At 71.0% G+C, this 19,585-nt stretch carries 21 protein-coding genes and 1 tRNA gene; 13 read left to right on the forward strand and 9 right to left on the reverse strand.

Annotated elements, in window-relative coordinates; translation table 11 throughout:
• Positions 1-60: 60 nt before the first annotated feature.
• Positions 61-774 (forward strand): GntR family transcriptional regulator, encoded by a 714-nt coding sequence (locus BJY18_RS27865; RefSeq protein WP_184782889.1) that lies wholly within the window; start codon positions 61-63, stop codon positions 772-774.
• Between the two features lie 160 nt (positions 775-934).
• Here the strand turns inward: BJY18_RS27865 and BJY18_RS27870 are convergent.
• Positions 935-1,007 (reverse strand) — tRNA-Arg (locus tag BJY18_RS27870).
• 239 nt (positions 1,008-1,246) lie between these two features.
• Here BJY18_RS27870 and BJY18_RS27875 point away from each other — a divergent pair.
• The 7 genes from BJY18_RS27875 (at position 1,247) to BJY18_RS27905 (ending at position 8,527) form a co-directional block, all read left to right on the forward strand.
• On the forward strand, positions 1,247-1,900 hold the full coding sequence (locus BJY18_RS27875) for a response regulator (protein ID WP_184782890.1): 654 nt from the start codon (positions 1,247-1,249) through the stop codon (positions 1,898-1,900).
• A gap of 9 nt (positions 1,901-1,909) precedes the next feature.
• The gene (locus BJY18_RS27880) at positions 1,910-2,530 is read left to right on the forward strand and encodes a trimeric intracellular cation channel family protein (protein WP_184782891.1); all 621 of its coding nucleotides are present in this window, start codon (positions 1,910-1,912) and stop codon (positions 2,528-2,530) included.
• A gap of 52 nt (positions 2,531-2,582) precedes the next feature.
• On the forward strand, positions 2,583-3,275 hold the full coding sequence (locus BJY18_RS27885; RefSeq protein ID WP_184782892.1) for a response regulator transcription factor: 693 nt from the start codon (positions 2,583-2,585) through the stop codon (positions 3,273-3,275).
• Between the two features lie 23 nt (positions 3,276-3,298).
• The gene (locus BJY18_RS27890) at positions 3,299-4,693 is read left to right on the forward strand and encodes a HAMP domain-containing sensor histidine kinase (protein WP_312874123.1); all 1,395 of its coding nucleotides are present in this window, start codon (positions 3,299-3,301) and stop codon (positions 4,691-4,693) included.
• Between the two features lie 105 nt (positions 4,694-4,798).
• Positions 4,799-5,599 (forward strand): DeoR/GlpR family DNA-binding transcription regulator, encoded by an 801-nt coding sequence (locus BJY18_RS27895; RefSeq protein ID WP_184784886.1) that lies wholly within the window; start codon positions 4,799-4,801, stop codon positions 5,597-5,599.
• Entirely contained in the window at positions 5,596-6,678 is a 1,083-nt protein-coding gene (gene galT / locus BJY18_RS27900) for a galactose-1-phosphate uridylyltransferase (RefSeq protein ID WP_184782893.1), read from the forward strand. Before BJY18_RS27895 ends, galT begins: the two co-directional genes overlap by 4 nt.
• Positions 6,679-7,126: 448 nt before the next feature.
• Entirely contained in the window at positions 7,127-8,527 is a 1,401-nt protein-coding gene (locus BJY18_RS27905; RefSeq protein ID WP_376774772.1) for a S1C family serine protease, read from the forward strand.
• Positions 8,528-9,172: 645 nt separating this feature from the next.
• Here BJY18_RS27905 and BJY18_RS27910 read toward each other — a convergent pair.
• Genes BJY18_RS27910 through BJY18_RS27930 form a run of 5 tightly spaced genes read right to left on the reverse strand, consistent with a single transcriptional unit; the run spans position 9,173 to position 12,933 of the window.
• Positions 9,173-9,631, reverse strand: a complete 459-nt coding sequence (locus tag BJY18_RS27910; protein WP_312873979.1) for a hypothetical protein — start codon at positions 9,629-9,631, stop codon at positions 9,173-9,175.
• Positions 9,628-10,977, reverse strand: coding sequence for a molybdopterin-dependent oxidoreductase (locus tag BJY18_RS27915; protein WP_312873980.1), 1,350 nt, complete (start codon positions 10,975-10,977; stop codon positions 9,628-9,630). Before BJY18_RS27915 ends, BJY18_RS27910 begins: the two co-directional genes overlap by 4 nt.
• The gene (locus BJY18_RS27920; RefSeq protein ID WP_184782895.1) at positions 10,974-11,603 is read right to left on the reverse strand and encodes a methyltransferase domain-containing protein; all 630 of its coding nucleotides are present in this window, start codon (positions 11,601-11,603) and stop codon (positions 10,974-10,976) included. The genes BJY18_RS27915 and BJY18_RS27920 overlap by 4 nt, the downstream gene beginning before the upstream one ends.
• A complete protein-coding gene (locus BJY18_RS27925; RefSeq protein ID WP_184782896.1) occupies positions 11,600-12,277 on the reverse strand; it encodes a TIGR04282 family arsenosugar biosynthesis glycosyltransferase in 678 nt (225 codons plus the stop codon). The genes BJY18_RS27920 and BJY18_RS27925 overlap by 4 nt, the downstream gene beginning before the upstream one ends.
• A complete protein-coding gene (locus tag BJY18_RS27930) occupies positions 12,274-12,933 on the reverse strand; it encodes a glycosyltransferase family 2 protein (RefSeq protein ID WP_184782897.1) in 660 nt (219 codons plus the stop codon). The genes BJY18_RS27925 and BJY18_RS27930 overlap by 4 nt, the downstream gene beginning before the upstream one ends.
• 144 nt (positions 12,934-13,077) lie before the next feature.
• Here BJY18_RS27930 and BJY18_RS27935 point away from each other — a divergent pair, with 144 nt between their 5' ends.
• From BJY18_RS27935 to BJY18_RS27945, 3 genes are read left to right on the forward strand one after another with little or no spacing between them, the layout of a single operon-like run.
• Positions 13,078-14,481 carry a hypothetical protein gene (locus BJY18_RS27935; protein WP_184782898.1) on the forward strand — a complete coding sequence of 468 codons (1,404 nt, stop codon included), beginning with the start codon at positions 13,078-13,080 and terminating at the stop codon, positions 14,479-14,481.
• An 8-nt stretch (positions 14,482-14,489) separates the two neighbouring features.
• Positions 14,490-15,191 carry a response regulator transcription factor gene (locus BJY18_RS27940; RefSeq protein ID WP_184782899.1) on the forward strand — a complete coding sequence of 234 codons (702 nt, stop codon included), beginning with the start codon at positions 14,490-14,492 and terminating at the stop codon, positions 15,189-15,191.
• Positions 15,188-16,237 (forward strand): sensor histidine kinase, encoded by a 1,050-nt coding sequence (locus tag BJY18_RS27945; protein ID WP_184782900.1) that lies wholly within the window; start codon positions 15,188-15,190, stop codon positions 16,235-16,237. Before BJY18_RS27940 ends, BJY18_RS27945 begins: the two co-directional genes overlap by 4 nt.
• Before the next feature lie 54 nt (positions 16,238-16,291).
• Here the strand turns inward: BJY18_RS27945 and BJY18_RS27950 are convergent, their stop codons facing one another.
• Positions 16,292-17,116: an MBL fold metallo-hydrolase gene (locus BJY18_RS27950; RefSeq protein WP_221457987.1), complete on the reverse strand. Its 825-nt coding sequence runs from the start codon at positions 17,114-17,116 to the stop codon at positions 16,292-16,294.
• A gap of 56 nt (positions 17,117-17,172) precedes the next feature.
• Positions 17,173-18,231: an NAD-dependent epimerase/dehydratase family protein gene (locus BJY18_RS27955; RefSeq protein ID WP_184782901.1), complete on the reverse strand. Its 1,059-nt coding sequence runs from the start codon at positions 18,229-18,231 to the stop codon at positions 17,173-17,175.
• A gap of 121 nt (positions 18,232-18,352) precedes the next feature.
• On the opposite strand from BJY18_RS27955, the gene BJY18_RS27960 reads away from it, so the two are divergent.
• Positions 18,353-18,853 (forward strand): MogA/MoaB family molybdenum cofactor biosynthesis protein, encoded by a 501-nt coding sequence (locus tag BJY18_RS27960; RefSeq protein WP_184782902.1) that lies wholly within the window; start codon positions 18,353-18,355, stop codon positions 18,851-18,853.
• A 69-nt stretch (positions 18,854-18,922) separates the two neighbouring features.
• Entirely contained in the window at positions 18,923-19,093 is a 171-nt protein-coding gene (locus BJY18_RS27965) for a hypothetical protein (protein ID WP_184782903.1), read from the forward strand.
• A 3-nt stretch (positions 19,094-19,096) separates the two neighbouring features.
• Here the strand turns inward: BJY18_RS27965 and mscL are convergent, their stop codons facing one another.
• Positions 19,097-19,531, reverse strand: a complete 435-nt coding sequence (gene mscL, locus BJY18_RS27970; protein WP_184782904.1) for a large-conductance mechanosensitive channel protein MscL — start codon at positions 19,529-19,531, stop codon at positions 19,097-19,099.
• Between the last annotated feature and the right edge of the window lie 54 nt (positions 19,532-19,585).

Below are 19,585 nucleotides of genomic sequence, written 5' to 3' on the forward strand. Positions count from 1 at the left end.
ACCATACAAGTACTGCCATGCGGACGCTGTCAAGTGTTTTCCGACCGGTAAGGTGAGCGAATGGCCAGAGCAGCAGGGAAACCGTCGGCGCGGGTGGTCGTGCACCGTGAGCTGCGGAACCGGATCGTCACCCTGAAGCTGGCGCCCGGTGCCCCGCTGTCGGAGAACGAGCTTGCGGCCGAGCTGTCGGTCAGCCGTACTCCCGTGCGCGAGGCGCTGCTGCTGCTCGCCGAAGAGGAGCTGGTGCAGGTTTTCCCGCAGCTGGGTACGTTCGTCTCCCGCGTCGATCCGCAGCGCGTGGCCGACGCGCAATTCGTCCGGGAAGCCGTCGAGGTCGCCTCACTCGCCGACGCCGCCGAGCGCCTGGACGCCCCGTCACTCGCCGCGCTGCGCCGGCTCCTCGACGCCCAGCGCGCGGCCGAACACGACACCGAAGCATTCTTTCAGCTCGACGAGGAGTTCCATCAGCTTCTGCTCACCGTCGGCGGGCACGCCAACACCTGGCGCACCGTCGTGTCGGCCAAGGCCCACCTCGACCGCGCCCGGCGTCTGGGGTTGCGCATGGTCAGCCCGGTGTCCGCACTGATCGACCAGCACACCGCCATAGTCGACCGCCTCGCCGACGGCGTTCTCGACGCGAGCGTGGCCGCCATGCGCACCCACCTGCAGCTGGTCTTCTCGGACGTCGAACGGATCCGCAGCCATTCCCCCGAACTGTTCGCCACCGACGGCGCCCAGCGCCCCGTCCGCAAGACCATCACCGCCTGGACCTGACGGCATTTTCCACGGCCGGGCAAGGAATCCCCCGCGGCGTTGGTGAGGACGTCGGTCCGGCGCCGCCTGAACGCCCCGACGTTGAACTCCCGGAAGATGAGGGTTCAGCATGGGTCGGGAACAAGCAGAACCCCTGATCTGCTTACGACCAGGGGTTTTGTGCCCCCGGCAGGATTCGAACCTGCGACACCCGCTTTAGGAGAGCGGTGCTCTATCCCCTGAGCTACGAGGGCATGTGTAGCCGATCCGGAGCCTACCGGGTCGTGGGTGGTCGGCAAGTGGCAGGCCATCCGACGGTTGGCTGCGTCCAGGTGGGTGACGGCGCGGTGCCTCGACCAGCGGGTCGGCTGGGTGTGGCGGACCAGTGGGGTCACCTGGTCGTGTCTGGTTTCGAGACCGGGGGCAACAGTAGGTAATGTTCCGTGACGGGTGCGGGGAGCCGCCTCCAACCCAGGGCTGCCGGAGGGCTTCGTTGATCAAGCTGATGTTCGCCGACGACGAGGAACTGGTTCGGTCGGGGCTGCGTGCCATGATGTCGGGGGCTTCGGACATCGAAATCGTGGGCGAGGCCAGCGACGGCAGGTCCGCGGTCGAGGTCGCGCGGCGGTATCACCCCGACGTGGCCCTGCTCGACATCAAGATGCGGGCTCCGGACGACGGGATCCGGGCGTTGCGGGCCATTCTCGCGCTGCCGGATCCGCCCAGCGTCGCGATGCTGACCACCTTCGACATCGACGAGTACGTCAGCCTCGCGTTGCGGCTCGGGGCGAACGGCTTCCTCCTCAAGGACATCGACCCGTCCGCTCTGCTGCGTGCGATCCGTGACCTGGCCAAGGGCGGCGCGGTACTCGACCCCGGCGTGGCGGCGCGGATGGTGCAGAGCCATCGCGACGAGCAGCGTGCCGCGCAGCCGGCGCGCAAGCTGCTCGCCTCGCTCTCCGAGCGGGAGCGCGAGGTCGTGGCCCTGATCGGCCAGGGGCTTTCCAACGCGGAGATCGGCGGACGGCTCCACCTGTCCGAGGCGACCGTGAAGGGGTACGTCTCCGCGGTGCTGTCCAAGATCGGCGCCGCCAACCGGGTGCAGGCCGCGCTGCTGGCCTACCGCGGTGGGCTGCTCGACCAGTAGAACCAGGGCATGGTGCTGATCGCGCTCGAGTTCCTCGGACTGGTGGCGTTCGCGGCGTCCGGCGCGCTCGCCGCGGTGCGCGCTCGGCTGGATGTGTTCGGCGTGATCGTCCTCGGGCTCACCACCGCGCTCGGCGGCGGCATCATCCGCGACGTGCTGCTCGGCATCCATCCGCCGACCTCGCTGCGCAACTGGCCCTACCTGGCCGTCTGCGCGGCCACCGCGCTGATCGTGTTCGCCTTCCACCCCCAGGTCGCCCGGCTCCGGCGGGCGGTACTGCTCGCGGACGCGCTCGGGCTCGGCGTGTTCGCCACGGCGGGGACCACCGTGGCGCTGAGCGCGGGCGCGACCGTGTACGCGGCCTGCCTCATCGGCATGACCAGCGGAATCGGTGGTGGCGCGGTCCGTGATCTGCTGCTGCGCGAGATCCCGCTCGTGCTGCGCAAGGAGATCTACGCCGTGGCCGCGCTCACCGGAGCGGTGTGCGTCGGCGTCGGTCACGTTCTGCGACTGCCCTCGGGTCCGGTGACCGTGGTGGCCGCGGCGATGGTGGTGGCGATCCGGGTCGTGTCCCTCTGGCGGCAGTGGAACGCGCCGGTCGCGAGGCCGCCCGCGGAAGGTCCTTCGTGAGTTTTGTGTGTGTTCTTAGGCGGGTCTCAGCACTCTGCGTAAGACTGGCGCCATGCGCATCCTCGTGGTGGACGACGACCGTGCCGTCCGTGAGTCACTCAGGCGGTCCCTGGAGTTCAACGGCTACACCGTGGAGCTGGCCAGCGACGGTGCGCTGGCACTGGAGGCGATCCTCGCCAACCGGCCCGACGCGATGGTGCTCGACGTGATGATGCCCCGCCTCGACGGGCTCGAGGTGGCGCGCCGGCTGCGCAGCACCGGCGACGACCTGCCCATTCTCGTGCTGACCGCGCGCGACACCGTATCCGACCGGGTCTCCGGCCTCGACGCCGGCGCCGACGACTACCTGCCCAAGCCGTTCGCCCTGGAGGAACTGCTCGCCCGGTTGCGCGCGCTGCTGCGCCGCGCCTCGCCGGAAAACCAGCAGGGCGAGGTGAGCGAGGCGCTGTCGTTCGCCGATCTGACGCTGGACCCCGGCACACGCGAGGTCCGCCGCGGCGGCCGCGAGATCAGTCTCACCCGCACCGAGTTCGCGCTGCTCGAGCTGTTCCTCTCGTACCCCAAGCACGTGCTGACCCGCGGAAGGATCCTGGAGGAAGTATGGGGTTACGACTTCCCGACGTCGGGCAACGCGCTGGAGGTCTACGTCGGCTACTTGCGTCGCAAGACCGAAGCCGACGGGGAGCCGAGGCTGATCCACACGGTGCGCGGAGTGGGGTACGTCCTGCGCGAAACCCCGCCGTGACCGACGAACCCGCAGTGTCGACTGTGGACGTCGGTGATCCCCGTGGCGAGCGTTGGGGCACTCGCCGGTTCTCCCTGCGCGGCCGGGTCACGATGCTGGCCGCGGCCTGTGTTGCCGGCGCCGTGGCGCTCGTTTCGCTGTGCGCTTACCTGATCGTGCAGAGCAACCTCTACCAGCAGCTCGATGACAACCTGCTGGCGCGCGCCGACGCCGCGGTGAACTCGCCCCAGGTGCAGACGCAGCTGCAGCAGGTGCCCGGCGCCTTCCTGGCCAGTGCGGACCTGAAGATCGGCCAGCTCAACGGCTGGACCGGCGCGCTGGCCTATCCGCAGGCCGGTTCGCCGCCGCCGGTCAGCCAGAACGAGCTGGACGTGGCCGCCGGCCGGCGAACCCAGTCCCTGCGTACCGACAAGAACACCGGGACCCGGGTGGTCGCGCTGCCGATGGGGCACGGTGAGGCGATGGTGCTCGCGCAGTCGATGGCGCCCACCAAACAGGCGCTCAACGAACTCGCCGTGGTGCTGTTCCTCGTCGGCGGCGCCGGCATCGTGGTGGCCGCGGGGGCGGGCACGGCGGTGGCGCGGGCCGGGTTGCGACCGGTCGACCGGCTGACCTCGGCCACCGAACGCGTCGCCGCGACCGGCGACCTGCGGCCGATCCCGGTGAGCGGGGACGACGAACTGGCCCGGCTCACGCACAGCTTCAACACCATGCTCGGCACGGTCGCCGATTCCCAGGAACGCCAGCGTCAGCTCGTCGCCGACGCCGGGCACGAGCTGCGCACGCCGCTGACTTCCTTGCGCACCAACCTGGAGCTGCTGCTTTCGGCGAGCAGGCCGGGGGCGCGGTCGCTGCCGGAGGAGGACCGCGCCGAGATCGAGGCCGACATCCGCGGCCAGCTCGACGAGCTCACCCAGCTCATCGGCGACCTCGTGGAGCTGGCCCGCCAGGACGAACCACGCGAGCTGACCGAACGGGTCGAACTGGTCGAGGTGGTGGAGCGCGCGCTGGACCGCGCCCGTCGCCGGGCCGGTGAAATCGAGTTCGACGTGTCCATGCAGCCGTGGGTGCTCACCGGCGACAACAGCGCGCTCGAACGTGCGGTGCTCAACCTGCTCGACAACGCGGTCAAGTTCTCGCCGCCGGGCTCGCGGGTGCGGGTGACACTGCGGCCGCTCGGCGACGGCACGGCCGTGGTCGAGGTCGCCGATTCCGGACCGGGCATCGCGGAAGAGGACCTGCCCAAGGTGTTCGACCGCTTCTACCGTTCCACGGAGGCCCGCACCCTGCCGGGCTCCGGGCTGGGGCTGGCCATCGTGCAGAACGCCGCGGTGCGCCACGGCGGCACGGTCTACGCCAACCGGGCGCCCGAGGGCGGCGCGCTGCTGACCATCCGGCTGCCCGGCGCACCGGGCTGAGCCGCCTCGCCCGGCCGGGGGACGCCGATCGCCACGTCCGCGCACGACATGTTTGATCGTGTAGGATTTTGTGTGGTTGAGGAGTTCGGGCTTGGGGAGTGGACGGTGCTCGCGCGGCAGCGACAGGCAGTGATTCTCGAAGAGGCACGCCGGACCGGAGCGGTCCGGGTCAGTGACCTCGTGACGAGGCTCGGCGTGTCCGACATGACGGTGCGCCGCGATCTCGACGTGCTCGCCGGCCGCGGCCTGGTGGAGAAGGTCTACGGCGGCGCGACCTCGGTGATCGGCAAGAGCACCGACGAGCCGGGGTTCGAAGCCAAGTCCGTGCGCCAGCGTGCGCAGAAGGAGGCCATCGCCGAGCTGGCCGCCACGCTCGTGAAGCCGGGCACCGCGATCGGCCTGTCCGCGGGCACCACCACCTGGACCCTCGCCCGCGCCCTCGACGGCGTCCCGGGGCTCACCATCGTGACCAACTCGATCCAGGTCGCCGACGTGCTGCGGGCCGCGGCCCAGCCGGACCGCACGGTGGTGCTCACCGGCGGGGTACGCACGCCGTCCGACGCGCTCGTCGGCCCGGTGGCCGTGCACAGCCTCCGGTCACTGCACCTGGATCTGGTCTTCCTCGGCGTGCACGGGATGTCCAGCGGGCCGGGATTCACCACCCCGAACCTCACCGAGAGTGAGACCGACCGCGCGCTGGTGGAGGCCGGCCGCCGGCTCGCGGTGCTGGCCGACCACACGAAATGGGGCACGGTCGGCATTTCCACCATCGCGGACCTCGACGAGGCGGACGTGGTGGTGACCGATGACGGCCTGTCCGAACCGGCGCGGGAAATCCTCGCCGAGCGGGCGGGAGAACTCATGATCGCCGAGACGGCGGAGAACCTCGAGGCTGAAGAAGCGTGAAGCGCACCTTGCGACACCTGGCCGACGGCCGGGACATCATCTATTTCGACCACACCGCCGCGCACGAGCGCCTCGCCGAGGACACCCGGGACCTGCCGCCGGTCGCGGCGGCCTCGGAGATCCGCCGCGACCCGCTGACCGGCGAGTGGGTGGCGATGGCCGCGCACCGGCAGACCCGCACCTACAAGCCGCCTGCCGACCTGTGCCCGCTCTGCCCTTCGCGGCCGGGCAAGCCGAGCGAGATCCCCGAGTCCGACTACGACGTGGTCGTGTTCGAGAATCGGTTCCCGTCGTTCTCCCAGAACGTGAGCGGCGAACCATCCACTGTGGACGATCTCGGTCTGGTGCCGTCCGCGCCGGGGCGGGCCCGTTGCGAGGTGGTGTGTTTCACCAGTGACCACAACGGCGCGTTCTCCCGGCTGAGCCCGGAGCAGGTGCGGCTCGTGGTGGACGCCTGGGCGGATCGCACCGCGGCGCTCGCGCGGACGCCGGGTGTGGAACAGGTCTTCCCGTTCGAGAACCGCGGTGAGGAAATCGGCGTCACGCTCTCGCATCCGCACGGCCAGATCTACGGTTACCCGTTCGTCACGCCGAAGACGGAGCGGATGCTCGAAGTCGCGCGGGCGTACGCCGCCGAGCACGGCCGCCCGCTGCTGGGCGACGTGCTGGCCGCCGAACGGAAGTCCGGCGCCCGCGTGATCGCGGAAGGAGAGCACTGGACGGCGTTCGTGCCGCCCGCCGCGCGCTGGCCGGTGCACGTCCAGGTCGTGCCGCACCGGCAGGTGCCCGACATCCCGTCGCTCACCGACGCCGAGCGGGACGACTTCGCCCGCGTGTACCTCGACGTACTGCGCCGCTGCGACGCGCTGTACGACCGCCCGCTGCCCTACATCGCCGGCTGGCACCAGGCGCCCGTGCACCAGGACCGTGACCTGGCATGGTTGCACCTCGAGCTGTTCTCCGTGCTGCGCTCCAAGGACAAGCTGAAGTACCTCGCCGGCTCCGAATCCGGTATGGCGGTGTGGATCAACGACGCCACCCCGGAACAGATCGCGGAGCGGCTTCGCGCGGCGGAGTGAGCGGTACCCACGGCATACTCATCTGCGAAACACAGGTTCGGCTCAGGAACCTCTCAGGCCCGGCCGCTTAGGTGAGGACATGACCGAGAACGACCCCCACGCGCACGGCTCCGCGACGGGTCGCCAGGACCCGGGTGCCCAGCCGGGCACCGACGGACCGGCGGCCTGGAGCCAGTCCCAGCCCGCTTCCGGCGAATCGGCCGCGCAGCCGCCCGCCGGCCAGCCCGGCGCCCCCGGCGGGGCGTACGGGGCCGCCGAGGGATACGGCGCGCCCAGCCCGTGGTCGGCCCAAGGCGCGGGAGCCGCGCCGGGCGCAGGCGACCCGAACGCGGCAGCTGGTTCCGCTGGTTCCACGCCCAACTCACCCGCCGGTTCGACGTATGGCGCGGCTGGCTCCGGCGGCGGGGTGTATGGCTCCGGGCAGGACCCTGCCGGCTCCGGTGCTGCGGTGTACGGCGCGGGAGGCTCCGGCAGCGCGGCGTCCGGTTCCGCGCAGGACCCGACGAGTTCGGGCACGGCGGCGTACGGCGCGGCCGGGCTGGGTGGACCGGCGCAGGGCGCGCCGGCCGGCGCTGCGCAGGGAATTCCCGGCACCGGGGCGTACCCGGCTCCCGGCGTGGGGTCGGCTTCGGCGGGTGCGGCCGCCGGGCAGGGCTACGGCCAGCAGTACCAGTCGTATCCGCCGAGCGGGCAGCAAGCCAATCCCTACGGCGCTCCCGGCACCTCGGTGTACGAGACCCCGGCGAAGCCGTCGAAGAAGGCCGGGGCGGGCAAGCTCCTGGCGAGCGTCGCGGCGATCGCGCTCGTGATCGGCGGGGTCGCGGGCGGGACCGTCGGGTACCTCACCGGTGGTTCGTCCGGTCCGTCGGTGAACGCGCTCGACCAGCCGAAACCCGCGCAGCAGACCGGGAACGCGCCGGCCGGATCGATCGAGTCGGTCTCGCAGAAGCTGTCGCCGAGCGTGGTGGAGCTGCAGGTGTCCGGCCGCGCCGGCGCGGGCGAGGGCTCCGGGTTCGTGCTGAGCAGCGACGGCTACATCCTGACCAACAACCACGTCGTCGAGGTCGCCGCGAACGGCGGCCAGATCCAGGCGGTCTTCCCCGACGGGAAGAAAGCCACCGCGTCCGTCGTGGGGCGTGACCCGACGACCGACATCGCGGTGGTCAAGGTTTCCGGGATTTCCAACCTCACGCCGGTGCAGCTGGGCCGCTCCGACGACCTGCGGGTCGGCCAGCAGGTGGTGGCGATCGGCTCGCCGTTCGAGCTGGCGGGCACGGTCACCTCGGGCATCGTCAGTTCCCTGCACCGTCCGGTCCAGGCCGGCGGCGACCAGACCGACCAGGCGACGGTGATGGACGCCATCCAGACCGACGCGGCGATCAACCCGGGCAACTCGGGTGGTCCGCTGGCGAACATGAGCGGCCAGGTCATCGGCATCAACTCGGCCATCTACAGCCCGAACTCCGGTGGGCAGGGCGGCCAGGGCAGCGGGTCCGAGGGCGGCAACGTCGGCATCGGCTTCGCCATCCCGATCGACCAGGCCCGCCGCACCGCGGACGACATCATCAAGACCGGGCACGCGACCCAGACGTTCATCGGTGCCAAGGTCGGCGACGCGCCGCAGGGCGGGGCGCAGCTCGGCGACATCACCCCGGGCAGCCCGGCGGAGAAGGCCGGACTGAAGTCCGGCGACGTGGTGACCAAGATCGGTGACCGCGTCATCGACAAAGCCGACACGCTCGTCGCCGCGGTCCGCACCCGGGCCCCCGACGAGAAGGTCACGTTCACCCTCTCCGGCGGTCGCACCGTCGATGTGACGCTGGGCGGACAGCCGGTACCGGCGAACTGATCGCTCGGCCGCCCTGGCGCGGCCGAGACCAGCCACGGCTCGACCCCCGGAAGGGGCCGGACCCACCAAAGCCACGCGCGACCGAGCGAAACCGCCGGTCGCGCGTGGCTTTTCGGGGGACCGGGAGCCGGAAACCGGCGCCGCGCACACGAAAGGGCTCTCCGTGCCGCCTCCGACTCGACACGGAGAGCCCCTCCGCGGCGGTGAACTGCCCAGCCGCCTTCGGTCTCAAACACCGCAGTCGCCGAAAAATTCCGCAGCCGCCGAAGAGCCTGGTCAACGCCTCGGCATCGACCGAGGCATCGGTCACATCCGGGCGTTGGGCGGGCATGGGGCCCGGGCGAAGGTGCCTTTCCGCCTTGCTACGAGACCTTGCGGCTCCTTCCGGCGGCTTGCTGCGAGAGCCTTGCGGTTCCTTGAGGCGCCTTGCGAGACCTTGCGGCTCCTTCCGGCGGCTTGCTGCGAGACCTTCCGGCTCTTTGCGGCCGCTTCCGGCGAGACCTTCCGGCTTCTTGCGGCCGCTTCCGGCGAGACCTTCCGGCTTCTTGCGGCCGCTTCCGGCGAGACCTTCCAGCTCCTGGTGGCCCTTGCTGCGCGCCTTACGGCGCCTTGCTGCCCAAGGCTGACCGGGGTCGTCGTTCGGGACTACTCCGAGGATTGCTGTTCGAGGTCGTCCTCGCGCCGCCGGGCCCGGCGCGCTGTCACGGTGCGGGCGGTGCCCGTGAGCAGCACGGCGACCCAGACCGCGGCCACCGTCAGCAGGAGACCCAGCCAGGTGTCACCGTCGTGCAGACCGGGTTGCGGTGCGACGCCGTATGCCCGCCACAGCAACGGAAACGCCAGGAACCCGAGCACCGCGGTGAGCAGTGCGCCCACCTGTACCGGGGTCCGCCAAGGTCGCGGCAGCACTCGCGCCAGCAGCAGGCCCGCGACGCCGGCCAACGGCGCGAACACCGCGTCGTTGACGATGGGCCCGCCGCCGATCCACACCACCGTGGTGAAGCTGTCCGGCCACGCCGGTGCTGCGTACTCCAGGAACAGCACCACGCCGTACGCCAGCGCGGCGAGCCCGGGCAGCACGAGCAGGAAACGCGCGGTCTTCACAGGACCTCCAGCTTTTCGACCCACTTCGTCTGCAGCACGCCCGGACGGCTGGGTGCGATCACGCGGCACGGATAGCCGTGGTCGATGTTCAGCGTTTCCCCGTTCAGCTCCAGTGCCAGCAAGGTGAGCGAATCGGACGTGTGCTCGCCGGGTAGCAGGCTCGTGGCGTACAGACCGGCCTTTTCGAGCGACGAAACCCGCACCTCGGCACCCGGTTCGCTGCCCACCGCGCGTAACAGGTCGGGGAACGAGACCCCCCGCCACGTCGCGATCTGGCTCCAGCCCTCGACACACGCGATCGGCAGCTCCGCCGTGGTTTGCGGTAACGCACGCAAATCGGCGAGCGTGAGCTGCTTCGTGCCGGCCGGGGTGGCCACCTCGAGACGCCAGTTCGGATCGCGTGCGGTCATGGTCACCTGGGCTGCCACGGCCGTGCGGTTCACCGGGAGCTTCTGCGTGCCCTTGTCCGACCGCCAAGACAGTCCGGAGACGTTCCGCAGCGCTGGAACGGCCACCCCGGCGGTGGCCACCACCGCGACCCCGGTCGTGATCCACGTGGTGCGCAGGAAGCCCCTTCGTGAGAGACCCGGCGTCTTCTCCGGCTCGGCCGCCTCCGGCTCCCTGCTCAACGCGCGCCGCACGACCGGCAGCTTCACCGCGACGTGCACGAACACCGACCCGATCGCCACCCACGCCACCGCGTAGTGCACCTCGGGGAAGTAGAAGTTCCACGGGTAGTTCTGCGCGACGTTCAGCAGTCCCGTGCTCAGCTCGAAGAAAGCCGAACCGGAAAGCACCAGGATGGACAGCCGTTCCACCGCGTGCGGCAGCGAGCGCACGAGCGGACGCTCGAACAGCTTCGGGTACACGCTCCAGAGCTTGGCCAGCAGCAGCGGAATGGCCGCGACCCCGGAGATCACGTGCGCGCCCTGGTTGACCCGGTAGAGCCAGGCCGGCCGGCTGGGCCAGAAGAACCATTCGGGCGGGTGCTGGATGAGGTGGCTCAGCAAACCGGTGACGAAGCAGATCAGGAACGCGATGCCGAGCAGGCTGCCGACCCGCGCCGTCGCACGCTCGCCGTGTGCACCGCCCTTGAACTGCTCCTCCTTCGGGATCGGCAACTTCTCGATGCGCTCGTCCACGCGCTCTTTCGCCTGCTGCACCCGGCTTTTCGCCTGTGTCGCGCCGGTTCTTGCCTGTGCGGCCCGCGCACCGAAGCGTGTCTGCGCTTCGGTCACCCAGGCATCGAGCCCGCGCCACGCGCCGACCAGCCTGCCCGACGGGCGCGGCTCCGCATCATCCGTGCGCGAGGGCTCTTCCTCGCCCATCAGGGGTTTCTCCTTCACGCCCGCTCCAGCTTCGCGAACCAGCGGTGGCCATGGCTGGTGGTCCAGTCGACGCGGAAACCGGTCCGCGCGGCGACTTCGGCGATCGCGTCGACGCCGACCCAGGCCCAGGTGAACCACCGGCCGCCGGCCGAGGCCGGGCGCAGGCGCACGTGGTCGCGGTGCAGTCCCTTGCCCGGCGATTCGAGCTCCACGAGCACGTCGCCATCGCCCGAGAGCAGCTCACCCACCCGGCGCAGCAGCGCGTCCGGGTCGCCGCCGATGCCGATGTTGCCGTCGGCCAGCAGCACGTGGTTCCACCGCCCCTCCCCGGGAATGCGGCCGAAAACGTTGCGCTGCAAGGCACTCGCCCCGCGCTGCCGGGTCAGCCGCACGGCGACGGGCGAACTGTCCACGCCGAGCGCCACGACGCCACGACGGGCCAACGCGGCGGTCAACCGGCCCGGACCGCAGCCGATGTCGAGCGTCGGACCCTCGCACGCGTCGAGCAACACAGCGTCTGCCGGTCCGCCGTCGTCGGTCCACCGGTCCACCGGCAGTTCCGCGCGTCCACCGTTCGCGAGTTCCAGCCAACATCGCTGACCGAGCAGTCCTCGGTCGAACTCCCTTCCCTCGGCAAGTTTCACGCGGTCACCTCCACCGCATCGACGGCGGCCGCGAACCTGCTGCCCGGCCGGAGCGCGGCGACCCGCCGGGCGTCCGCGATGGTGTCCACATCGGACAGTACGGGTAGTTCGCCCACGCGCAGGCCGCTGGCGGCCAGCGCTTCGCGAGTCCGGTCCCCGGTGTCCTCCTGCGACATCGGTACCTGGGCGAGCACGTCGGCATGCCGGGGGTCGGCGAGCCCCAGGCCCCACCAGCCGCCGTCCTCCGCCCCGCCCAGCACCGCGGAGTGGGCGCCTTCCAGCACCGGCCGGATGGCGTCGGTGAGTAACGCTGGGGTGACCTGCGGTGTGTCCATGCCGATCTGCAGCACGGGCAATCCGGCGTGCACCGCCGTGATGTCGGCATGCGCGTTGGCAAGCCGGGTACCGAAGTCCCAGCCACGCTGGGCGATCACGGTGGTGCGCCGCAACGCCTGCCCGATCTCGGCCGAGCGCGCCGCGGCGGCCAGGTCACCGGTCATCGCGACCACCGGCAGCGCCCCGGCGGTCGCGGTCACCGCGTCGAGCGTGTCCAGTAGTGCGGCGGCGGCGATCTCCCCGGCCTGTCCGGCAGTGGCCGGCGGGCACAACCGGGTCTTGGCGAAACCCGGTACCGGTGCCTTCGCGATCACCAGCAGGCAGAACTTCCGCGTCATCGGGTCAGCACCCGCCCGAAGTCGCGCACTGCCCGCAGGGTCCCGCGCACCGAGCCGGACACCTTCGACTTGGTGCCCTTCGCCCGTTCCCGGTAGCTGATGTCGAGTTCACTGACCTGCCATCCCGCTCGCTGTGCCTTGACCAGCAGCTCCAACGGGTACCCGAAGGCGCGATCGGCTACGCCGAGCTTCAGCAGGTCCTCGCGGCGCACCGCGCGCAGCGGCGCGATGTCCCGCACTGGCAGCCCCCGTGTCCGCATGAGCAGCGACAGCACGGCGTTACCCAGGCGTGCGTGCCACGGCCACACCGCGCGCCGCACCGGAACCCGCCTGCCGACCGCGAGGTCGGCGCCCGCGTGCAGCGCCGCCACGAGCTTCGGCAGGTCTGCCAGGTCGAGTGACCCGTCCGCGTCGGCGAAGCACACCACGTCGGCGGTCGCGGCCTCGAGTCCGGTGTGCACCGCGGCGCCGTAACCGCGGCGCGGTTCGTCCACCACCTTCGCCCCGAGGCCGGCCGCGACCGTGGGGGATCCGTCACGGGACCCGTTGTCCACCACGATCGCGCGGTACCCGGGCGGCAGTGCGGCCAGCACTCCGGGCAGGGCAGCCGCCTCGTCGAGGCAGGGCAGCACGACGTCTACTGCGAGTTCGTTCACCCGGGGTACCCTAAGTCCGTAAAGGACGGTCCAGAACCCTTGCCGTGCTTACCAAATCCTGACGGGTGAAGGAATCTTACCGAGTTCTCACGGATTCCGCTCCAGTCCGGCGGGAAGCCGCCCGTGCCGTTATCGTTGCCCACGATGAGCGAGTCGACAACGGCTGACCGGCTCGCCGAGCCGGTGCCGCCTGTTCCCCGCCGCACCGGCGTGCGCGGCGACCTCGTGACGGTCGGGATCGCCTTGCTGGTCGTCCTCGCCGCCGCGGGCGTCGGCTGGTACTACAACCGGCCGGATTCCGGCGTGGTGATCTACGCCTTCGCGCCGCCGCTGTTCGGGAACTGGGTGCCCCACGTCGGCCCCGGCTCGGTGTTCGCGGTGCTGGTCGCCGCCGCGGTCGTCCTGTACGGCCCGGCACTCGCCGCCCGGCTGACCTGGCGGCGAGCACTGGTGGCCGGGTACGCCGCCTCGCTCGCGTGGATCTTCTCGCTCGCCATGGTCGACGGGTGGAGCCACGGCTTCGCCGGCCGTCTCGTCACCGATCAGGAGTACTTGCACGAGGTTCCGCACGTCCCCGACATCCCGCGGTTCGTCCAGGGGTTCTCCGCCCGCATCCTCGACTTCCAGCCCGACTCCTTCACCACCCACGTCTCCGGTCACCCGCCGGGCGCGACGCTGGTGTTCGTCTGGCTCGACCGCATCGGCCTGCACGGCGGGGCCTGGGCATCCACCTTCGTCGTACTCGTGGCCGCGCTCGTCGCGGTCGCGGTACCGGCGACCCTCTCGTTGCTCGACCGGCCGGAAGCCGCCAGGGCCGCCCTGCCGTTCGCGGTGCTCACCCCGGGAGCGGTGTGGCTCGGCGTGTCCGGCGACGGCCTCTTCGCCGGCGTGACGGCCACCGGTGTCGCACTCCTCGCCTTGTCCGCGGCCGGGTTCCGCGAACGTCGCCGCTACGCGCTGCCCGTCGCGCTGGCCTCCGGTCTGCTGTTGGGCTTCGGGATTTTCCTTTCCTACGGACTGGTGCTGCTGGGCGTGGTCGCGCTCGCCGTCGCGATCCTCGGCCGGCAGTGGCGGTCCGCCGCACTCGCCATTTTCGGGGCCCTGGTCGTGGTCGGGGTGTTCGCGGCCGCCGGGTTCTGGTGGGTGGACGGCTATCACCTGGTGGTCGAGCGTTACTACCAAGGCGTCGCGCTGGTCCGGCCGTACTCGTACTGGGTGTGGGCCGACCTGGCCGCCGTTGCGATCGCCTGCGGCCCCGCGGTGGTCGCCGCGGCCCGTCGCGGCGTGACCGCGGCCTTCCTTCCGGCCACTCGCCGTGGTCTGCTGCGGGATCCGGTTCTGCTGATCACCCTGGCGGCCGTGCTGACGATCGTGTTCGCCGATTCCTCCGGGCTGTCGAAAGCTGAGGTAGAACGGATCTGGTTGTCGTTCGGCGCATGGCTGATCCCGGCCACCGCGCTGCTGCCCACGGGCCACCGCCGCTGGTGGCTGGCCGGGCAGGCGGTGGTCGCACTGGCGATCAACCACCTGCTGCAGACGCTCTGGTGAGGTGAGCTATGGAGGACCAGGCCGGCCGCGTGCTCGTGGTCGACGACGACGAGACGGTGCGCGATGTCGTCCGCCGCTATCTCGAGGCCGCCGGTTTCGCGGTGGATCTGGCCGGGGACGGCTCCGCCGCGCTGTCCCGGTTCGCCGCGCGCACCCCGGACCTCGTGGTGCTCGACGTGATGATGCCCGGGATGGGCGGGCTCGAGGTGTGCCGGCGGCTGCGTCAGGTCAGTCAGGTGCCGATCGTGATGCTCACCGCGCTCGGTGAGGAGGAGAACCGCATCGCCGGGCTGCAGCTGGGCGCGGACGACTACGTGACCAAGCCGTTCAGCCCGAAGGAGCTGTCGCTGCGGGTCGCTTCGGTGCTGCGCCGGGCACGGATGCCGTTGCCGGACCCGCCCGCGGCGGAACTCGTGGACGGCGATCTGCGGCTGCAGATGACCGCCCGCCAGGCCACCCTCGACGGCGAGGTGCTGCCGTTGACCACGCGTGAGTTCGACCTGCTGGCCTTCCTGCTGTCCCATCCCGGGGTGGCGTTCAGCCGGGCCGACCTGCTGGAGAAGGTGTGGGGCTGGGACTTCGGCGACCAGTCCACCGTCACTGTCCACGTGCGACGGCTGCGCGAGAAGATCGAACGTGACCCGGCCAAGCCGGCCCGCGTCGCGACGGTATGGGGCGTCGGCTACCGCTACGACGGGGTGGCGGGATGATCGGCACCGGCGAAACGACGTGGGAGATGGTCCTCCACGTCCTGCACATCCTGCCGTTCGCGATGCTGTTCGCCCTTCCGGTGGCGGCGCTCGGCGGGCTCACGCTCTACCTGGTCCGGCACCGGTCACTGGCCACCACCATGACCACCCTGGTGCTGACCCCGGTCGCCGCGCTGCTCGTCGGGATCCTCGGCATCAGCGGGTTCATGTTCACCGAGGCGCTCACCACCGAACTGCTGGTGTGCCTGCTGGTGGCGCTGGTGACGGTGCCCGCGGCCATCGTGTTCGGCCGTGGGGTCGCACGGCGCAGTGTGTGGGAACGCGAGGCGCGCGACCGGGAACGCGCCGCCGAATCGTCGCGGCGGGAACTGGTCGCGTGGATCAGCCACGACCTGCGCAGCCCGCTGGCCGGCATCCAGGCGATGGCCGAGGCGCTGGCCGACGGTGTGGTCTGCGAACGGTCCGAGGTCGCCGACTACGCCCAGCGCATCAGCGGGGAGACCACCCGGCTGTCCGGCATGGTCGGCGATCTCTTCGAACTCTCCCGGATCACCGCGGGAACGCTGGAGCTGACCATGTCCGCGGTGCCGTTGCGCGACGTGGTGAGCGACGCGGTCGCCGCGCAGTCCCCGGTGGCCCAGCGCAAACAAGTCCAGGTGCTGGAGAACGCGTCGGCGTGGCCGGTGGTGTCCGGCAGCGATCCGGAGCTGGCGCGGATCGTGCGGAACCTGGTGTCCAACGCCATCCGGCACACCCCACCGGACGGGACGGTCGCGGTCCAGCTGGGCATCGACGGTGACCAGGCGCTGCTCGCCGTCGACGATTCGTGCGGCGGCATTCCGGACGACGAGATCAGCCGGGTCTTCGACGTCGCCTTCCGGGGTACGCAGGCCCGCACCCCCGACCGCACGGGCACCACCAGCGGCGGCGGGCTCGGCCTGGCGATCGCGAAGGGCCTCGTGGAGGCCCACCGCGGGCACATCGGAGTGCAGAACCACGGACCCGGTTGCCGTTTCGAGGTCCGCTTGCCACTGGCGGTGTCCTGACCGGCGGGTCCACTGTGGACCGTCCGGTACGGCGACCGAGTCCGGTGCGGTGGCTCAGGCCGCCGGGAGCGCGGAAACCGGTTCCACGGTGTGGTGTGTGGTGATCCGGAAGAATGGCTCGTCCGGGAAATGCCCCGCGGCGGCGATCGTGTCGGTGCCGGCGAGGTCGTCCAGCCACCGCCGGCGCGTGTGCGCGGCCTGGTCCGCGTCACGGTCGGCGAGGAAGCCGATTCCGGGATCGGCCAGCTGGGCCGGGAGCTGGAACACGCCGCCGAGCAGCACGGCACGGTGCTCCTGATCCACGACTTCCAGCACGTACTGGCCCGGGGTGTGGCCGGGCGCGGGCCGCGCCGTGACTCCGGGAGCGATCTCCTCGATCCCGTTGAGGCCACGCAGCCGCCCCTCCCGGCGAATGGCCTCCAAAGCCACTCTGGCCCATTCGTGGCGGCCGGCCGGTGTGATCAGCGCTTCCCACCCGGATTCGCCGTGCAGTACCTCGGCGTTCGGGAAGAACGGCTTGCCGTGGGGCGCGACCCAGCCGACGTGCCTGGCGTGCAGATCACTGAGCAGCAGCGTGTCGACGTCGCCGGGAGCGCAGCCGGCCGCCTCGAGTGCGGCGGGCAGCCCACCGGTGTCCTCGGCGTGCGGCAGGTCCTGCGGTGAGCCCAGCGGCCGCGGACCGAACCCGGCGTCAACGAGGATTGTCCGGCCGTGGCCACGGATCAGGAACGCACCGGTGGCCACGGAAACGGAGCCGTCCGCAGCGATCACTCCCGGCGAATTTCCCGGCTCCAGGCCGGGGAAGAACGAGGCCGGAAAACGCAACCGGCCGTCCGTCAGCGCCTGGACCTCGATGTCCCCTACCTGAATGGAACGCATGACCACCACCAAGATCCGGCGCCGCCGAATAATTCCGGGAAGTGATCTTCACCTCATCAGGCGACTGACGTGCGCAGCTCCGCGGTCGCGAACGAGGCGATGCCCTCCTCGAACGACGTTTCGGCGGTGAATCCCAGCAGGTCACGGGCGCGCGCCGGGTCGGCGACGACGTGCCGCACGTCGGCCGGTCGCGCACCGCCGACGATCCGCGGCTCCGGACCGCCGCAGGCGCGCGCCAGTTCGCGTGCCAGATCACCGACGCTGTGCGGCTGTCCGGAGCAGACGTTCAGCGGCGTGAGATCCGCGGCCGGCCCCTCGGTGCGGAGCGCGAGCACGTTCGCCCGGGCCACGTCGTCGACGTGCACGAAATCGCGTTGCTGCTGCCCGTCCTCCAGCACGGTCGGTGCTTCACCGCGCTCCAGCGCCGAACGGAACAACGACGCCACTCCGGCGTAGGGCGTGTTCTGCGGCATCCGCGGGCCGTAGACGTTGTGGTACCGCATCGCCCAGACGGTCCCGCCGGTCTGCCTCGCCCAGGCCCCAGCGAGGTGCTCCTGCGCCAGTTTCGTTGCCGCATAGGTGCTTCGGGGCAGAAGGGGAGCGTCCTCGGGTACCAGCTGCCAGCTCAGCCCGTTGCCGCACCGCCGGCAGGTCGGCTCGAACCGTCCCGCGTCCACATCGGACTGACGGCGTGGAGCAGGTGGCACGATCCCGTGCTCGGCACAGGAGTACCGGCCCTCCCCGTAGACGACCATCGAGGAGGCGAGCACCAGCTTGCGCACCTTCGCCGCGTGCATCCCCGCGAGCAGCACCGCGGTCCCGTAGTCGTTGTTCAACGCGTAGGAGGGCGCGTCGGACGGATCGATCCCGTGCCCGACTACTGCGGCCTGGTGGCAGACCGCGTCGACGCCGTCCAGCAATTCCGCGACGAGTTCGGCGTCGGTGACGTCGCCGCGCAGGAACCGGTGCCGGCGCGTGTACTCGGGAGCGACGGCCGAGCCGTGCGCGGTGGGCAGCAGGTTGTCCAGGACGACGACCTCGTCTCCGTCGTCGGCCAGCCGATCGGCGATCCGGGACCCGATGAACCCGGCCCCGCCGGTGATGAGCACTCGCACCCGCCCGACGGTAGGTGGCCCCGCGCGCTCGCGCCTGCCCGGCGCGGGGCACGTCACCGAATCGTCAGAATCGCCGGGCCCGCGGCGGCGGAGCGGGCCCGGAACCGGATACGGTGTCGGCATGGAACGGAGCGCACAGCGGCTGGGCCGGGCACTCGTGGTGATCGTCGACGACCGGGTCGCGCACGGTGAGCACGAGGACACAGCCGGGCCCCTCGTCACCGAGCTGCTCGAAGAGACCGGGTTCATCGTCGACGGCGTCGTGGTGGTCGAGGCCGAGACGGCGGGTATCCGCAACGCGCTCAACACCGCGGTGATCGGCGGCGCCGATCTGGTCATCACCGTCGGCGGCACCGGCGTCTCCCCACGGGACCGCACGCCCGACGCCACCGCCGGTGTGCTCGACCGGCCGATCGCGGGCATCGGCGAGGCACTGCGCGCGTCCGGGCTCGCGGCGGGAGCGGTGGACGCGGGGATCTCCCGCGGGCTGGCCGGCGTTTCCGGGAGCACCCTGGTGGTCAACCTGGCCGGTTCCCGCGCCGCGGTGCGCGACGGCATGGCCACGCTGTCGTCGCTCGTACCGCACGTGATCGACGAGCTGTCCGGGCTCGAGGAGGTCTGAGCCGCCGGCCCGGGCGGTTTCCCGGGTGTCTCTCTGCAGTTGTCAAACAGCTGGTGGGACGATGGGGACATGCCGCACGAGGAACGACGCCCGCAGGTGAGCGAGGCGAAGCAACGGCGGCGGCTGGACGAGGTCTTCGGTGACGTGTTGCCGGAGACCACGTCCGACGAGCGGGGCCGGGACCGGGACACCCCGGATTCCTGGTATCTCGAGAACCGGCCGCCGCACCATGATCGGTGACGATCAGTCGTCCGAACGCGTGGAGCCGGTGGAGCTTTGCGAACCGCCGGCCTGCGCGCGCAGCAGGTCGCGGATCTCGGTGAGCAGTTCGGTGTCGGTGGGCTCCGCCGGCCCGGCTTCCTGACCACGCTTGCGCCGTTCCTGCAGGTGCTTCACCGGAAGCACGATCAGGAAGTAGACCACCGCCGCGACGATCACGAAGTTGACCGCCGCGTTGATCACGCTGCCGAAGTCCATGAAGGTCGACCCGTTGGGGCCGAGGATCCGGAAGCCAAGACCCTGCGCAGCGTCGGAACCACCGATGGCGTTGATCAGCGGCTTGATCAGGCCGTTGGTGAACGCCGTGACGATCGAGGTGAACGCGGCACCGACGACGACCGCGACCGCGAGGTCGACGACGTTGCCGCGCATCAGGAAGTCCTTGAAGCCTTTCAGCACTTGCCACTCCTGGAGGTACTCGGGACGGGCGCGGTCCGGCGGCGGCCGGCGCCC

This window comes from Amycolatopsis jiangsuensis (assembly GCF_014204865.1).
GTDB lineage: Bacteria > Actinomycetota > Actinomycetes > Mycobacteriales > Pseudonocardiaceae > Amycolatopsis > Amycolatopsis jiangsuensis.

Excerpts from the sequence above, each read along its gene's own strand:
- BJY18_RS27935 (WP_184782898.1), top strand. The coding sequence starts at position 13,078 with ATGAGCGAGTCGACAACGGCTGACCGGCTCGCCGAGCCGGTGCCGCCT.
- BJY18_RS27965 (WP_184782903.1), top strand. The coding sequence starts at position 18,923 with ATGCCGCACGAGGAACGACGCCCGCAGGTGAGCGAGGCGAAGCAACGG.
- BJY18_RS27885 (WP_184782892.1), top strand. The coding sequence starts at position 2,583 with ATGCGCATCCTCGTGGTGGACGACGACCGTGCCGTCCGTGAGTCACTC.
- BJY18_RS27960 (WP_184782902.1), top strand. The coding sequence starts at position 18,353 with ATGGAACGGAGCGCACAGCGGCTGGGCCGGGCACTCGTGGTGATCGTC.
- BJY18_RS27880 (WP_184782891.1), top strand. The coding sequence starts at position 1,910 with ATGGTGCTGATCGCGCTCGAGTTCCTCGGACTGGTGGCGTTCGCGGCG.
- BJY18_RS27950 (WP_221457987.1), bottom strand. The coding sequence starts at position 17,116 with ATGCGTTCCATTCAGGTAGGGGACATCGAGGTCCAGGCGCTGACGGAC.
- BJY18_RS27865 (WP_184782889.1), top strand. The coding sequence starts at position 61 with ATGGCCAGAGCAGCAGGGAAACCGTCGGCGCGGGTGGTCGTGCACCGT.
- BJY18_RS27945 (WP_184782900.1), top strand. The coding sequence starts at position 15,188 with ATGATCGGCACCGGCGAAACGACGTGGGAGATGGTCCTCCACGTCCTG.
- BJY18_RS27925 (WP_184782896.1), bottom strand. The coding sequence starts at position 12,277 with ATGACGCGGAAGTTCTGCCTGCTGGTGATCGCGAAGGCACCGGTACCG.
- BJY18_RS27940 (WP_184782899.1), top strand. The coding sequence starts at position 14,490 with ATGGAGGACCAGGCCGGCCGCGTGCTCGTGGTCGACGACGACGAGACG.